Genomic DNA, 14,275 nt, shown 5'->3' on the forward strand with positions numbered 1-14,275 from the left:
ATTATCGGGGTGAGGACGAGGTGCGGCGTGCAACGTGGCTGGAAGAGGGCTAACGGCGGCCCTCCGAACGGGCCACGATCGCGCGCTGCACCACGATGAAGAGCAGCAGCAGCGCACCGACGATGATCTGCATCCACGCCTGCTCGGCACCCATGAAGTTGATGATCGTCTTGATGGTGCCGTACACCAGCACGCCGATCATCGAGCCGAGCACGAACCCGCGTCCGCCGGTGAGCAGCGTGCCGCCGATCACCACCGCGGCGATCGCGTCGAGCTCCGTGCCGATGCCGTTGCGGGGGTAGCCCGCGTTGGAGTACGCCGTCAGCAGCAGACCCGCGAGGCCGGCGCACGTGCCGGAGATCACGTAGGCGCCGATCTTGGCGCGCCCGACCTTGAGGCCCATGAGCCGCGCCGACTGCTCCGACCCGCCGATCGCGTAGATGGTGCGCCCGAAGCGGGTGAGGTGCAGGACGAAGGCGGCGATCGCCACGGTCACGAGCGCGATGATGCCCGTCGGCGTGATGACCCAGTCGCCGATCTTGATGCGCGTCGACTGGAGCCACAGCACCGCATCGTTCTCGACCTTGATCGAGGACAGGCTCACGATGAACGCGAGACCGCGGCCCAGGAACAGGCCCGCGAGCGAGGCGATGAACGGCTGGACCCCGAAGTACTGCACCAGGACCCCGATGAAGAGGCCGATCGCCGCGCCGCCGAGCAGCATGGCCGGCACCGCGACCCCTACGGGCAGCCCCTCCGCGAGCAGCTTCGCGCCGAGCATCCCGGTGAACGCCATCACCGAGCCCACCGACAGGTCGATGCCTCCCGTGAGGATCACGAACGTCATGCCGACCGCGAGCACCAGCAGGTACGCGTTGTCGATCAGGAGGTTCGAGATGGTGAGCGGCCTGATGAAGTCGCCGCGCAGGAAGATCTCGCCTCCGATGAACAGCAGGACGAGGATGAAGACCGCCGCGAACGACGGCATCATGCCGCCGTGGCGGCTCAGGAACGTCTGAACCCGGGACGGGCCGTCGTCGCTCGGGCGGCTCTCCGCGCGCGTCATCGTCATCGCGGCCATCACGCCACCTCCACCTTGTCGCTGTCCTGGACCCCTGCGCCGCGCGATCGCACGCGCGCGGTCAGCGCGGCGAGGCCGTCCCTCAGCCGCGCGGACTGCACGATCACGACGATCACCACGACGATCGCGAAGAACACCGGGCTCTGCGCGGACGAGACGCCCAGGAAGAGGATGGTGGAGTCGAGGGTCTGGATGATGAGCACGCCGACCACGGTGCCGGCGATCGAGAACTTGCCGCCGTTGAGGGACGTGCCGCCGAGCACCACCGCGAGGATCGCGTAGAGCTCGATGAACACGCCGGCCGCGTTGGCGTCCGCCGCCTTGATGTTGGAGGCGTAGATGAGGCCCGCCACGCCCGCGAGCGTGCCGCTCACGATGTAGGCGCCCCAGATGATGCTGCGCGAGCGCACGCCCGCAAGGCGGCTCGCCTCGGGGTTGATGCCCACCGCCTCGGTGAGCACGCCGAGCGCGGTGCGGCGCTCCACCAGGCTGAGGATCACGATCGCCACCACCCCGATGAGGAACGCGAAGGGCAGCGCGAACAGGTAGCCCGAGGCGATGAAGGAGTACGGCTCGGAGTTGACGGTGGTGATGAATCCGCCCGTGATGAGGAGGGCGACGCCGCGGCCGGCGAGCATCAGCACCAGGGTCGCGATGATCGGCTGGATCCCGACCACGGAGACCAGGAACCCGTTCCACGCGCCCAGCACCAGCGACACGAGCACGGCGACGATGCACGCGATCAGCACCGTGCCCACGTTGCCCGGGTCCTCGGCCCCGTCGATGATGGTGAGCGCGACCGCGCCGGAGACGGCCATGATCGCGCCGACCGAGAGGTCGATGCCACGGGTCGCGATGACGATGGTCATCCCGAGCGCCACGAGCATGAGAGGCGCCGAGTCGCGCAGGATGCTGATGAGCGGGCCGTAGAGCTCGCCGTCCTGGACGCGGATCTTGATGAACTGCGGCCGTGCGACGGCGTTGATGACGATGAGCGTCACCAGCGCCACGATCGGCCAGAACAGCCGATGCCGGTAGATGGCGGTCATGCCGCGCTCCCTTCGCCCGCGTTGGCGATGTAGTCGATGAGGGTGTCGAGATCGGTGTCCGCCGCGTCGAGCTCGCCGATCTTCCTGCGGTCCCGCAGGACCACCACCCTCTGCGCCAATCGAAGCACCTCCTCGAGCTCCGAGGAGATGAAGATCACGGAGAGTCCCTGAGCCGAGAGCTCGGCGACCTTGCGCTGGATGTCGGCCTTGGCCCCGACGTCGATGCCGCGCGTGGGCTCGTCGAGGACCAGGAGCTCCGGCGCGGTCGCGAGCCAGCGCGCGAGCAGCACCTTCTGCTGGTTGCCGCCCGAGAGGTTGCCCACGAGGGCGTTCGGGTTCGCGGGGCGCACGCCGAGGGCCTCGATGTACTCCTTCACCACCGCGTCCTGGTCCTTCTTCGGGATCTTGCGCATCCAGCCCTGGCGTGCCTGGATGCCCAGGACGATGTTCTCCGCGACGGTGAGGTCCGCGACCACGCCCTCCTCGCGTCGGTTCTCCGAGGACAGCGAGATGCGGTGCTCGATCGCGTGCCGCGGCTGGTGCACCTTGGTCCCCTTGCCGTGGACCTCGACCTCGCCCTCGTCGGCGCGGTCCGCCCCGTACAGCAGCCGCACCAGCTCGGTACGGCCCGAGCCGAGCAGGCCGGCGATGCCGACCACCTCGCCCTCGTAGATCTCGAGGTCGGCGGGCTCGAGCACGCCCCGCTTGCCCAGCCCGGTCGCCTTCACCACCGGCGTGCCGGTGCGGTCGATCACACGATGCGACGAGTTCGCGATGGCCGCGAGGTCCTCGAGCTCGCGGCCGATCATCTTGGTGACCAGCGCGTCGCGAGGCAGCTCGGCGATCGGGTGCTCCCCGACCAGCGTGCCGTTGCGCAGCACGGTGATGCGGTCCGAGATCTCGTAGACCTGGTCCAGGAAGTGGGAGACGAACAGGATCGCGACGCCCTTGCCGCGAAGATCTCTGATCACGCCGAACAGCTGCTCGACCTCGCCGCGGTCGAGGCTCGACGTCGGCTCGTCGAGGATGAGCACCTTGGCGTCGAGCACCATCGCGCGGCTGATCGCGACGAGCTGCTGGATGGCGATCGAGTGGCTCGCGAGCATCGATCGGGTGTCGAGGCTCAGCCCGAGGCTCTCGAGGTGGCGGGCGGCCTCGCGGTGCGTCGCCTTCCAGTCGATTCCTGTGCCGCGCCGCTGCTCGTGCCCAAGCATCACGTTCTCGCCGACGGTGAGGTTGGTGCAGAGGTTGACCTCCTGGTACACCGTCGAGATGCCGGCGTCCTGCGCATCGGCCGCGGTGGAGAAGGTCCGGCGCTCGCCGGCGACGGTGATCGAGCCTGCGTCGATCCCGTACACGCCGGTGAGCGCCTTGATGAGGGTCGACTTGCCGGCGCCGTTCTCGCCCATGAGCGAGTGGACCTCGCCGGGCCGCAACGTGAAGTCGACACCGTCGAGGGCGAGCACGCCGGGGAACCGGATCGTGATCCCGCGCATCTCGACGATCGGTGGGACGTCGATGTCCACAGTCATGAGGGGGCAGCTTTCTGCTCGGTGCCGCGGGTCCGCTGCGGGGGCCGGCCTGAGCCGACCCCCGCAGGTGGAGCCCGCGCCTACAAGGTCACGATCCTGAGGGGATCAGTACTTGCGGTCCGGCAGCGCCGCCTCGGCCGCGGCCTGGTCGAACGCCAGGTCCTCGACGTACTGCACCGCCTCCACGCTGTCGCCGTTGACCACGCCGGTCACGGCCGCCGCGACCAGGTCGCCCAGGAGCGGGTTGCACTCGACGATGTAGTTGATCTTGCCGTCGACGAGCGCCTGCATGCCGTCGTGCACCGCGTCGATCGAGATGATCTTGATGTCCTCGCCCGGGGTCGCACCGGCGGCCTCGATCGCCTCGATGGCACCCAGCGCCATGTCGTCGTTGTGCGCGTAGACCAGGTCGATGTTGTCGACGCCGTAGTTCTGGATGAAGCCCTCCATGACGGACTTGCCGCCGTCACGGGTGAAGTCACCGGTCTGCGAGTCGATCTTCTCGATCATGGTGCCCTCGATGGCGGCGTCGAAGCCCGTCGCACGGTCGTTCGCCGGCGCGGAGCCCGTGGTGCCCTCGAGCACCACCATCTTGGTCTCGGTGTCGCCGAACTCGGCGGCCGCCCATTCGCCGGCCTTGGTGCCCTCGGCCTCGAAGTCGAGGCCGATCCAGGCCGCGTAGAGGTCCGCCGCGGCGGACACGGTGCGGTCCTCGAGGATCACCGGGATGCCGGCGTCCTTGGCCTCCTGGAGCACGTCGTCCCAGCCGTCCTCGACGATGGGCGCGATCACGATCGCGTCGACGCCCTGGCTGATGAAGCCGCGGACCGCGGCGATCTGCGCGGCAGTGTCGTTGTCCGCCGCGTTGAAGACGAGCTCGAAACCGTTCTCCTCGGAGAAGGCCGCCTTCATGGACTCGGTGTTGGCCGAGCGCCAACCCGACTCCGAACCCGTCTGCGCGAAGCCGACGACGATCGTGTCGCCGCCGCCACCGCCACCGGTGTCGCCGGATGCGTCACCGCTGCTGCCGGTGTCGCCGCCGTCGGAGGAGCACGCCGTGAGCGCGAAGGCCGCGGCCCCCGCGAGCGCCATGCTGGTGAGGAAACGCTTCTTCATGGTCAGAACCTCCCTGTCCTGCCCGGCGTCGTTGCCGGATCGAGCGCGTTGCTCCACGGCGCCTCCATCGGCGCCGTGCATTCGCATATTAGCGCTCACATTGTGAGGGTTCACAAGCGGTCCACGGTCACGGTTATGTAACGGATCCTCGGTCACGTACCGCAGCGGGGCCCGGGCGCGGCACCATGGTGCCCACGCGGAATGTGAATGCTCACTTCCCGCTCCACGTGGAGACGCGTGAGGGCCCGCGCATCGCTGAGGGGGATGATGCGCGGGCCCGTTCGCGTGTCAGCCGCGCGAGGGCGCCCGCCGGATCACCAGCCAGCCGAGGAGCGCGAGGACGGCGCTCACGGGGAGCGTCCAGGCCATCACCACGGCGAGCGGGTTGTCGCGGAGGAAGCCGACCAAGGCGTCCCCGCCCGCGCCGACGAGCCACCACACGAAGGCGACCACCGCGAGCGCGAGGCCCGCGAAGTAGGCGTAGAGACCGTACGCGCGCCACCGCACGAACATCGCGCCGATGAGCGACCCCATCGAGGTGAACAGCAGGTACAGCGCGACGTAGTGGAAGGCGACGACCGCGAACGGCTCGTCGTAGAGGTACGCGGGGGCGTAGAAGGATCCGTCCAGCCACCACCCGCCCGTCGCGCGCTCGACCAGCGCGAGGAGCCCCAGGCCGATGCCGTAGCCGAGCGCCATGAGCCCGAAGACGGCGACCGTCCCGACGTAGTAGTCGCGCCGCGTCGCGGAGAGGCCGAGCGCGAACCGGAAGCCCGCGTTCATCGCCTGGATCGCGATCACCATCATGTAGATGACCAGCCACGACACACCGCCGGCGTACCGGAACGCCTCGGGCTCGAGGGTGTCGCCGGCGTAGTGGGAGATGAGGGCCCAGATGGACCACGTGAGCGCGTGGACGCCGAGGAGAACGATCCACGGCAGGATGACGGTGGGCCACGGGTTCGCGACGTGGAGGCGCATCACGGCGGCGATGCGCTGGCGGGCGGGGATCTGCGCGGCGAGCGTGGTCATCACGCCACCTCCTCGTGGACGGGTGCGCCGGTGCGGTGCACGATGAGCTGCTGAAGGGACACCGGGGCGACCTCGAGCCCCGCCGCCGCCGCGCGCTCCCGCCCCTGGGCGTCGACGCCGGCGACCGTGACCGAGTGGATCCCGGCGATGCTCTCGCGTCCGAGCACCTCGCGCCCGTCGACGAACGCGTCGACGTCGCTCGCGCGGCCGACGAGCCGCACGGCCGTGCCGCGCAGGTCCTCGGCGGCCGCGTCGATCTCGAGCCTCCCCTGGTGGATGACGAGGACGTGGTCGAGGAGGTCGGCGGCCTCGTCGATGAGGTGGGTCGACAGCACGATGGTGCGCGGCCGCCGCGCGTAGTCCGCGAGCAGGCGGTCGTAGAAGACGTGCCGCGCCACCGCGTCGAGGCCCGCGTAGGGCTCGTCGAGCATCGTGAGCTCGGCCCCCGAGGCGATGCCGACGATGGCGCCGACGGCGGACCGCTGCCCGCGGGACATCTTCTTCATCATCCTGTTGACGGGCACGTCGAAGTCGTCGACCAGCCGCGTCGCGAGGTGCGCGTCGAAGTGCGGGAAGAACCTCGCCGCGATCGCGAGCACGTGCCGCCCGCGATACGCGTCGGGATAGCTCTGCGACTCCTTGATGAAGCACAGCCGCGTCAGCACGCGGGCGTTCTCCACCGGGTCCTCCCCTGCCACGCGCACCGTCCCGGCCGACGCGAAGTCCTGCCCCGAGACGAGGTTCATGAGCGTGGTCTTGCCCGCGCCGTTGCGCCCGAGCAGGCCCGTCACCCCGCCTTCCTCGACCGCGAAGGTCACGTCGCGGACGGCGTGCACGGACCCGAAGCTTCGGCTCAGGCCCTGCGCCTCGATCATGGCGGTCATCGATCCGCCTCCTTCCTGATCATGTCGATGAGCTGCTCGGGTGCGAGCCCGAGCGTCGCGGCGCGCCGCATGAGCGGCCGCAGGTGCTGGTCGCGGAACTCGTCGCGGCGCGCCGCGAGCAGCACGGCGCGCGCGCCGGTCGCGACGAACATCCCGATGCCGCGGCGCTTGTAGAGCACCCCGGCGTCGACGAGCCGGTTGACGCCCTTGAGCGCCGTGGCCGGGTTGATGCGGTGGAAGGCCGCGAGCTCGTTGATCGACGGTACCTGCGACTCCTCGGGCATCGACCCGTCGAGGATGCGCGCCTCGAGCGCCTCAGCGATCTGCTGGAACAGCGGCCGGCCGTCGTCCACCACGCCTCCCGGTTCATTGGTTAGTTACTTCACTAACTAACCAACCATGCGGGTGGACGCGTGTCAACCCCGCGATTCCCGATGACATGAGTGAAAGGAGGGGACGATGCGGCGGACGCGAGGCGCGCAAAGGTCACCCTCGTCGCTCGTCCACCATGTGTCATCGGGAATCGCCCGGCGGCCGGCGTCGGTGCGGCTCGATAGGGTGAAGGGCATGACCGACACCCCCCTCGTCTGGATCGACTGCGAGATGACGGGCCTCGACGTGGGCGCCGACGCCCTGGTCGAGGTCGCCTGCCTCGTCACCGACTCCGACCTCAACATCCAGGGAGACGGCGTCTCCGTGGTGATCAAGCCGTCCGATGCCGCGCTTGCCGGCATGGGCGACTTCGTGCGCACGATGCACGAGACCTCCGGGCTGCTGCCCGAGCTCGAGCACGGCACCACCATGGAGGACGCTCAGGAGCAGGTGCTCGCCTACATCAAGCAGCACGTCCCCGTCGCCGGGAAGTCGCCCCTCGCGGGCAACACGGTGGGCATGGACCGCATGTTCCTCGAGCGCGACATGCCCGACGTCATCGGTCACCTGCACTACCGCGTCGTCGACGTCAGCTCGATCAAGGAGCTGGTCCGCCGCTGGTACCCGCGCGTGTTCTTCCAGGCCCCTGCCAAGACCGGCGGCCACCGCGCGCTCGGCGACATCCGCGACTCGATCACGGAGCTGCGCTACTACCGCGAGACCGTGCTGGTCCCGCTGCCCGGACCGGACTCGGACCAGGCGAAGGAGGCCGCGGCCCGCGTCGCCCCCGACGCGTCACCTGCAGCCTCGTAGACCCGGTACACTGGTCTCCGTCCCGCGAGGGACGATGGTGGCTATAGCTCAGTTGGTAGAGCATCGCGTTGTGGTCGCGAGGGCCGCGGGTTCAAGTCCCGTTAGCCACCCCATCTCGAAGGCCCCGGCGGTTCGCGCCGGGGCCTTCGGCGTTCCCGCACGCGCCGACTATCCTTGCGAGGGCGCCGACGCGGCGCACGACGAAGGAGGACACATGCTCGCAGGGCTCACAGGAGCCGGGCTCGCCGCCGCGGCGGGCCTCAACGCGTTCATCCCGCTCGTCATGGTCGGGCTCTTCGCGCGCTTCACGGACTTCATCGTGCTGAGCCCTCAGCTCGACTGGCTCGCCTCGTGGCCCGCGATCATCATCGGCCTGCTGCTGCTCGCGGCGGAGCTGGTGCTCGACAAGATCCCCGGCGTCGACCACATCAACGACCTGCTGCAGTCGCTCGTGCGGCCCCTGGTCGGAGGCGTGATCTTCGCCGCCACCGCCGCGTCCCAGGTGGTCGAGCAGAGCCAGTTCTGGAAGGACAACCCGCTCATTGCGGGCATCGTCGGCGCGCTGATCGCGTTCGGCGTCCATGCCGCGAAGTCCGCGTCGCGCCCGTCCGTGAACGCCGCCACCGCGGGCACCGGCGCGCCCGTCGCATCGTTCGCCGAGGATGCCACCGCGGTCGCGCTCAGCCTCGTCGCGATCTTCGTCCCGTGGCTCGTCGTGCTCGTGCTCATCGCGATGGCCGCGGTGTTCTACCGCATCGTCACCACGGGACGCCGGCGCCGCAGGCGCCGCGCCCAGCTCGAGGCCGAGGAGCGCGCCGAGCGCGAGGAACGCGCCGCCGCGGGCATCAAGACGCCGTGGTGGCGGGGCCGCTGGCGTTGATGGCACGTCGGGCACCGCGGCGGGGCCGCTGGCGCTGAGCCCCGCGCGCATCGTCCGGGGACGATGCGACCCGTCAGGCCGCGGGCGCCTCGCCGAAGTCGGCCAGGAAGTCCGCGACGAAGTCGTTGGCGGGCGCACCCGTCACCTCGCCGGGCGTGCCGAGCTGCTCGAGCACCCCGCCCCTCGACAGCACGGCGATGCGGTCCGCGAGCAGGACAGCCTCGCGGATGTCGTGCGTCACCATCACCACGGTGGTGCCCAGCTCGCGCTGGAGGGCCTGGAACTCGCGCTGGAGCCGGCGCCTGCCCTGCGGGTCGACGGCGCCGAACGGCTCGTCCATGAGCAGCACGGGCGGCCGCGCCGCGAGCGCGCGGGCCACGCCGACGCGCTGACGCTCGCCCCCCGACAGCTCGTGCGGATAGCGCGCCCCGTAGGTCGCGTGTGGCAGGCCCACGAGCTCGAGGAGCTCGTCGACCCTCGCGCGCGTGCGCTCCTTGTCCCAACCGAGCAGCCCCGGCACGGTCGCGACGTTCTGCGCGACGGTGCGGTGCGGGAACAGTCCCACATGCTGGATGACGTAGCCGATGCCGCGCCGCAGCTCGACGGGATCCTGACCCATGACGTCCTCGCCGCCGAGCAGGATCCGCCCCGAGGTGGGCTCGACGAGGCGGTTGATCATGCGCAGCGTGGTCGACTTCCCGCACCCCGACGGGCCGACGAGCGCGAGCACCTCCCCCGCGCGCGCCTCGAGGTCGAGCGCGCCCACGGCGACGGTGCCGTCGGGGTAGACCTTGTGCACCCGCTCGAGCCGGATCCCGGTGGTGTCCATCGGTCCACCGTAGCGCGACGGCCCGACCGCGCCGGATGCGCGGCGTGTACGGTCGAGGGGTGGATAACCCCTGGCTGTCGCTCGACTACCTGCGGCGCAGCGGCGACGAGGTGTGGGAGCACCTCGCGATCCACACCACCCTGACGCTCGAGGCGATGGCCCTCGCCATCGCGCTCGCGCTGCCGCTCGCGATGCTCGCGCGGCGCTCGCCGCGGCTGTCCGGACCGATCCTCGGGCTCACCGGCGCGCTCTACACCGTGCCGTCCTTCGCGCTGTTCGCGCTGCTCGCGCCTTTCACCGGGATCGGCCGCACGACGGTCCTGATCGGCCTCGTCGCCTACGCGCTGCTCGTGCTCGTGCGCAACACGCTCGTCGGGCTCCAGGGGGTCGACCCCGACGTCGTCGACGCCGCGCGCGGGCTCGGCTACTCCCCCACCCGGCTGCTGCTGACCGTCGAGCTCCCCAACGCCCTGCCGAGCATCGTCGCGGGCCTGAGGATCGCGACCGTGTCGACGGTCGCGCTCGTCACGGTCGGCGTGGTGGTGGGCTACGGCGGGCTGGGGCAGCTGATGTTCCGCGGCATGCAGTCGAACTACCGCGCGCAGATCGCCACGAGCGCACTGCTGTGCCTCGCGCTCGCGCTGGTGCTCGACCTCGCGATCGTGCTCCTTGCACGCTGGGCGATGCCGTGGGCGCGTACGCGCCGCGACAGGGTTCGCGCGCCGCGGGCGCGCGTCCGGGGGGCCGCGGCGTGAGCACCATCGGCGACGCGTGGGCCTACCTCACCGACCCGCTCAGCTGGGTGGGCTCCCACGGCATGTTCGGGACCGCCCTCGACGGCTCGCTGCGGTTCCAGCAGGACTCGATCGTCGCGCTCACCCTCGAGCACCTGTACATGTCGTTCGCCGCGGTCGGGATCGCCGCCGCGGTCGCGTTGCCGCTCGGCCTGTGGCTCGGCCACATCCGCCGGGGCGGCGGGGTCACCACCGTCGTGTCGAACGTCTCGCGCGCGATGCCGACCCTCGCGCTGCTCACGCTGTTCTCGGCGTCCGCGATCGGCTTCGGCAACCGCGCGGTCATCATCGCGGCCGCGCTGTTCGCGTTCCCGCCGATCCTCACCAACACGTTCACGGGCATGGCGGACGTCGATGCCGACGTCCGCGAGGCCGCGTTCGGGCAGGGCATGACGCGGCTGCAGGTGGCGCTGCGCGTCGAGCTGCCGCTCGCGGTGCCGCTCATCGCCGCCGGGCTGCGCACGTCGACCACGCAGACCGTCGCCACCGTCCCGCTCGCGGCGCTGGTCGCCGGGGGCGGGCTCGGCGTCATCATCAACACGGGCGTCGCCACGCAGCGCTACGGCCAGGTGCTCGCGGGCGGCGTCCTCATCGCCGTGCTGTGCCTCGGTATCGACGCGCTCCTCGCCCGCGCGCAGCGTGCCGTCACCCCCGCGCCGTTGCGGCGTGCGGCCGTCGTCGCCGCCTGAGCCGCGCCTCGTGCCCCGCGCGGCACCCATCCGCCCTCGCGACGGGACCGAATGGTGAATACCCTGGAAACCGTGCCGCATGGGAACAACCGGGACGTGGCTCCGGTTGCGCCCCATGAGACCCCCGATCCGAGGAGTGACATGCGAAGCACCAACGGAATCATCGTGGCGGCCACGGCCGCCACCCTGCTGCTGGCCGGATGCTCGTCAGGAGGGACCGGCACGGACGAGTCGCCGGGCTCGTCCGCCGCGACGAGCGACGAGCCGATGGCGGTCGCCTGCCAGCCCGTCCCGGGCGACGACCTGGTGGTCCTCGACGACGACAAGATGCTCCAGAACGCCGACAACGTGATCCCGGCGATCAACGCGGATGCCGCGTCGGATGCGGTGGTCGCGGCGCTCGACGCCGTGTCGGCCGTCCTCACCACGGAGGACCTCATCCAGCTCAACAAGGCGGTCGACATCGACCGCTCGACCTCGCAGGAGGCCGCGGAGCTGTACGTCGAGGACAAGGGGATCACGGCGCCCAAGGAGGGCTCCGGCTCGATCGTCATCGGCGCCGCGAACTTCTCGGAGAACATCACGGTCGCGGAGATCTACGCGGCCGTGCTCTCCGCGGCCGGCTGGGAGACCGAGGTCCGGACCATCGGCTCGCGCGAGACTTACCTCCCCGCCCTCGAGAACGGCGAGATCCAGGTGGTGCCCGAGTACGCCGCGACGGTGACCGAGTACCTCAACCTCGCCGCGAACGGCGCCGATGCGGAGGCCGTCGCCTCGGGCGACATCGACGCGACGGTCGCGGCCCTCGAGCCGCTCGCGGCCGATGCGGGTCTGGTGTTCGGCGCGGCGTCCGCCGCACAGGACCAGAACGCGTTCGCCGTCACCACCGCCTTCGCCGACGAGTACGGCGTCACGTCGCTCACCGAGCTCGCGGACACGTGCGGCACCATCTCGCTCGGCGGACCGCCCGAGTGCCCCGAGCGCCCCTTCTGCCAGCTGGGCCTCGAGGACGAGTACGGGCTCGAGGTCGCCCAGTTCGACTCGCTCGACGCCGGCGGCCCGCTCACCAAGAACGCCCTCCGTCAGGGCCAGGTGATGGTGGGCCTGGTGTTCAGCTCGGACGGCGAGCTCGGCTGACGCGCGGTGCACGCGAACGCCCGGTCCGTACGGACCGGGCGTTCGTGTCTCGGAACGGGGCCGAGCGAGAGGCGGGCGCGCCGGGCGACGGGTCAGGCGGCGGCCTCGATGGCGCGGACGGGCTCGAGGTAGTACTCGGCCACCTGGCGTCGCGTGGTCACGGCCGCGGTCGCGCCCGCGTCGACGCTGCGGACCCAGTCGACGATGCGCTCGGCCGAGCGGCGCAGGTCGAACGCGTGGTGCCAGTCGAGCAGCTCCGCGGCGCGCGAGCCGTCGAGCCACAGCAGCTTGTCCTCGAGGAAGCCGCAGACGTCGCGCTCGGGGCTGATGAGCGCCTCGTCGCCCCACGCGCGTGCGAGCTCGAACACCATCTCGCCCGCGGTGTGGCCCGCCGTCGGAGGTGCGAAGTTGAGGGCGTGGACGGTCTCCTCCTGCGCGGCGAGGAGGCGAGCCCCCAGGCGCACGAATCCGTCGACCACGTCGAGCACATGCTGGAACGGCCGCACGGCGAGCGGGTCGCGCACGGCGAACACGCGCTCCTGCTGGAAGAAGCGGACGCAGTTGGGGACCAGGCGGTCCGCGTCATCGCCGCCGCCGATGACGTTGCCGAGCCGGACCGACGCGGAGCGGTGCGGCGCGCCGCCGAGCCGCGGGAGGTCCATGAACTCGCGGAACATGTTCTCGGCCATGGACTTCGACGCGGAGTACGGGCTGCGGCCGCCGATGGGGCTGTCCTCGGTGAGCATGCCGCCGTCCGCCGCCATGGGGACGTAGCACTTGTCCGAGGTCACGTGCACGAGCGCCGGGACCAGCCCGATGCGCTCGGCCTCCAGCATGTTGAGCGAGCCGTTGAGGTTGACGTCGAACGTCAGGTGCGGATCGTCGAAGCCGCGACACAGGATCGCCTGCGCCGCGAGGTGGAAGACGATGTCCGGTCGCGTCAGCTCGAGCGCGGCGAACAGCCGTCCGCGATCGCGAACGTCACCCGTGATGCGCTGCACGCCCTCGTCCGCGAGCCACGCGGCGCGCGTCGCCGATGAGGGGTCGTCGTCGACGGAGTACCCGACGACGGTCGCCCCCAGATGATCGAGGACCGTGGCGAGCCACGCCCCGATGAATCCGCTGTGCCCGGTGATGAACACCGTCCGGCCCGAAAAGATCGAGCTGTCGCCAGCCCTCTCAGCGTCGCCCATCACATACCCCCGTGCTGTGATCCCCCCTGGACGGCGCGTGCACCGGCTCCTCGCTCAGCGAGCGGAGAGCCCGAAGCTCGCACCCTGCGGACACCTGCAGGATTCCGTCGGACCGAAAGGTCCGCCTTCGTCCGTTTTGTCCACGCCTCTACTTCTAGCGCACGGAACGGCGCTTGGCCAGTGGCAATCGCGGCAGATCGCGCGATTCGGAGGATTCCGGCGCGCGGTTCAGCGGTGCGCGAGGGCGAGCCGGACCCCCATCGCCACCAGCGCCGTCCCCGCCACGGCGTCCACCGCGCGCACGCCCCGCGCGCTCCCGAGCCACCGCCGCGCGTATCCCGCACCGAGGATGATGAGGGCGAACCACACGAGCCCCAGCGCCGCATGCACGGCCGCGAGCAGCAGCCCGACCGGGAGCGGCGCGTACCCGTCGGGGATGAACTGCGGGATCGTTGCGATGTAGAAGACGCCGATCTTGGGGTTGAGCACGTTCGTGGTGAGGCCGGTCGCGAGCGCCCTTCCCACCCCGCGCCGGGCCGCCGGCGGCGCGTCGGCGACCGTCGCATCGTCCCCTCGCACGGCCCGCCACAGCATGCGTCCGCCCAGGTAGACGATGTACGCCGCGCCGCCGAGCGTGACCACCCGGAAGGCCTGCTCGGAGGCTGCGAGCAGCGCGGCGGCGCCCACCGCGGCGGCGGCGCCCCACACGAACAGCCCGAGCGTGATGCCGAGCGCGGCGGCCGCGGCCTGGCGCCGTCCGCCGACGAGCGTCGAGCGCAGCACCAGCGTGGTGTCGATGCCGGGCACGATGGTGAGCAGCAGCGCCACCGCGGCGAAGCCGAGCACCGCCTGATCGATCGTCATGGCGCGAGCC

General features: G+C 70.8%; 15 protein-coding genes and 1 tRNA gene. 6 read left to right on the forward strand and 10 right to left on the reverse strand.

The window, feature by feature from the left end:
* Window positions 1–49: 49 nt before the first annotated feature.
* The 7 genes from AOM09_RS08955 to AOM09_RS08985 all read right to left on the reverse strand — a co-directional run bounded on the left by AOM09_RS08955 (window position 50) and on the right by AOM09_RS08985 (window position 7,050).
* A complete protein-coding gene (locus AOM09_RS08955) occupies window positions 50–1,081 on the reverse strand; it encodes an ABC transporter permease subunit (protein WP_228375101.1) in 1,032 nt (343 codons plus the stop codon).
* Window positions 1,081–2,130 carry an ABC transporter permease gene (locus AOM09_RS08960; RefSeq protein ID WP_062387092.1) on the reverse strand — a complete coding sequence of 350 codons (1,050 nt, stop codon included), beginning with the start codon at window positions 2,128–2,130 and terminating at the stop codon, window positions 1,081–1,083. Before AOM09_RS08960 ends, AOM09_RS08955 begins: the two co-directional genes overlap by 1 nt.
* On the reverse strand, window positions 2,127–3,662 hold the full coding sequence (locus tag AOM09_RS08965) for a sugar ABC transporter ATP-binding protein (RefSeq protein WP_062387095.1): 1,536 nt from the start codon (window positions 3,660–3,662) through the stop codon (window positions 2,127–2,129). Before AOM09_RS08965 ends, AOM09_RS08960 begins: the two co-directional genes overlap by 4 nt.
* Before the next feature lie 105 nt (window positions 3,663–3,767).
* Window positions 3,768–4,778: an ABC transporter substrate-binding protein gene (locus AOM09_RS08970; protein WP_062387099.1), complete on the reverse strand. Its 1,011-nt coding sequence runs from the start codon at window positions 4,776–4,778 to the stop codon at window positions 3,768–3,770.
* A 288-nt stretch (window positions 4,779–5,066) separates the two neighbouring features.
* Window positions 5,067–5,813 carry a hypothetical protein gene (locus AOM09_RS08975; RefSeq protein ID WP_156162312.1) on the reverse strand — a complete coding sequence of 249 codons (747 nt, stop codon included), beginning with the start codon at window positions 5,811–5,813 and terminating at the stop codon, window positions 5,067–5,069.
* The gene (locus AOM09_RS08980; RefSeq protein ID WP_062387105.1) at window positions 5,810–6,694 is read right to left on the reverse strand and encodes an ABC transporter ATP-binding protein; all 885 of its coding nucleotides are present in this window, start codon (window positions 6,692–6,694) and stop codon (window positions 5,810–5,812) included. Before AOM09_RS08980 ends, AOM09_RS08975 begins: the two co-directional genes overlap by 4 nt.
* Window positions 6,691–7,050 (reverse strand): GntR family transcriptional regulator, encoded by a 360-nt coding sequence (locus AOM09_RS08985; RefSeq protein ID WP_062387108.1) that lies wholly within the window; start codon window positions 7,048–7,050, stop codon window positions 6,691–6,693. The genes AOM09_RS08980 and AOM09_RS08985 overlap by 4 nt, the downstream gene beginning before the upstream one ends.
* Window positions 7,051–7,261: 211 nt before the next feature.
* Here AOM09_RS08985 and orn point away from each other — a divergent pair, with 211 nt between their 5' ends.
* The 3 genes from orn to AOM09_RS09000 all read left to right on the forward strand — a co-directional run bounded on the left by orn (window position 7,262) and on the right by AOM09_RS09000 (window position 8,759).
* Entirely contained in the window at window positions 7,262–7,879 is a 618-nt protein-coding gene (gene orn, locus AOM09_RS08990) for an oligoribonuclease (RefSeq protein WP_062387111.1), read from the forward strand.
* Window positions 7,880–7,916: 37 nt separating this feature from the next.
* A tRNA-His gene (locus AOM09_RS08995) sits at window positions 7,917–7,992 on the forward strand.
* A gap of 101 nt (window positions 7,993–8,093) precedes the next feature.
* A complete protein-coding gene (locus AOM09_RS09000; RefSeq protein WP_082098992.1) occupies window positions 8,094–8,759 on the forward strand; it encodes a DUF4126 domain-containing protein in 666 nt (221 codons plus the stop codon).
* A 73-nt stretch (window positions 8,760–8,832) separates the two neighbouring features.
* Here AOM09_RS09000 and AOM09_RS09005 read toward each other — a convergent pair whose 3' ends face one another.
* Window positions 8,833–9,588, reverse strand: coding sequence for an ABC transporter ATP-binding protein (locus AOM09_RS09005; protein ID WP_082098993.1), 756 nt, complete (start codon window positions 9,586–9,588; stop codon window positions 8,833–8,835).
* Window positions 9,589–9,647: 59 nt separating this feature from the next.
* Here AOM09_RS09005 and AOM09_RS09010 point away from each other — a divergent pair, with 59 nt between their 5' ends.
* The 3 genes from AOM09_RS09010 (at window position 9,648) to AOM09_RS09020 (ending at window position 12,208) form a co-directional block, all read left to right on the forward strand.
* Complete coding sequence (locus AOM09_RS09010) at window positions 9,648–10,343, forward strand: ABC transporter permease (protein WP_228375102.1); 696 nt, start codon at window positions 9,648–9,650, stop codon at window positions 10,341–10,343.
* Window positions 10,340–11,071 (forward strand): ABC transporter permease, encoded by a 732-nt coding sequence (locus AOM09_RS09015; RefSeq protein WP_156162313.1) that lies wholly within the window; start codon window positions 10,340–10,342, stop codon window positions 11,069–11,071. The genes AOM09_RS09010 and AOM09_RS09015 overlap by 4 nt, the downstream gene beginning before the upstream one ends.
* 141 nt (window positions 11,072–11,212) lie before the next feature.
* Window positions 11,213–12,208 carry a glycine betaine ABC transporter substrate-binding protein gene (locus AOM09_RS09020; protein WP_062387119.1) on the forward strand — a complete coding sequence of 332 codons (996 nt, stop codon included), beginning with the start codon at window positions 11,213–11,215 and terminating at the stop codon, window positions 12,206–12,208.
* A gap of 92 nt (window positions 12,209–12,300) precedes the next feature.
* Here the strand turns inward: AOM09_RS09020 and AOM09_RS09025 are convergent, their stop codons facing one another.
* Together AOM09_RS09025 and AOM09_RS09030 are read right to left on the reverse strand one after the other, a co-directional pair.
* Window positions 12,301–13,401: an NAD-dependent epimerase/dehydratase family protein gene (locus AOM09_RS09025; protein WP_082098994.1), complete on the reverse strand. Its 1,101-nt coding sequence runs from the start codon at window positions 13,399–13,401 to the stop codon at window positions 12,301–12,303.
* Between the two features lie 228 nt (window positions 13,402–13,629).
* On the reverse strand, window positions 13,630–14,265 hold the full coding sequence (locus AOM09_RS09030; RefSeq protein WP_062387126.1) for a LysE family translocator: 636 nt from the start codon (window positions 14,263–14,265) through the stop codon (window positions 13,630–13,632).
* Between the last annotated feature and the right edge of the window lie 10 nt (window positions 14,266–14,275).

The organism is Demequina iriomotensis, assembly GCF_000971395.1.
Classification (GTDB): Bacteria; Actinomycetota; Actinomycetes; order Actinomycetales; family Demequinaceae; genus Demequina; species Demequina iriomotensis.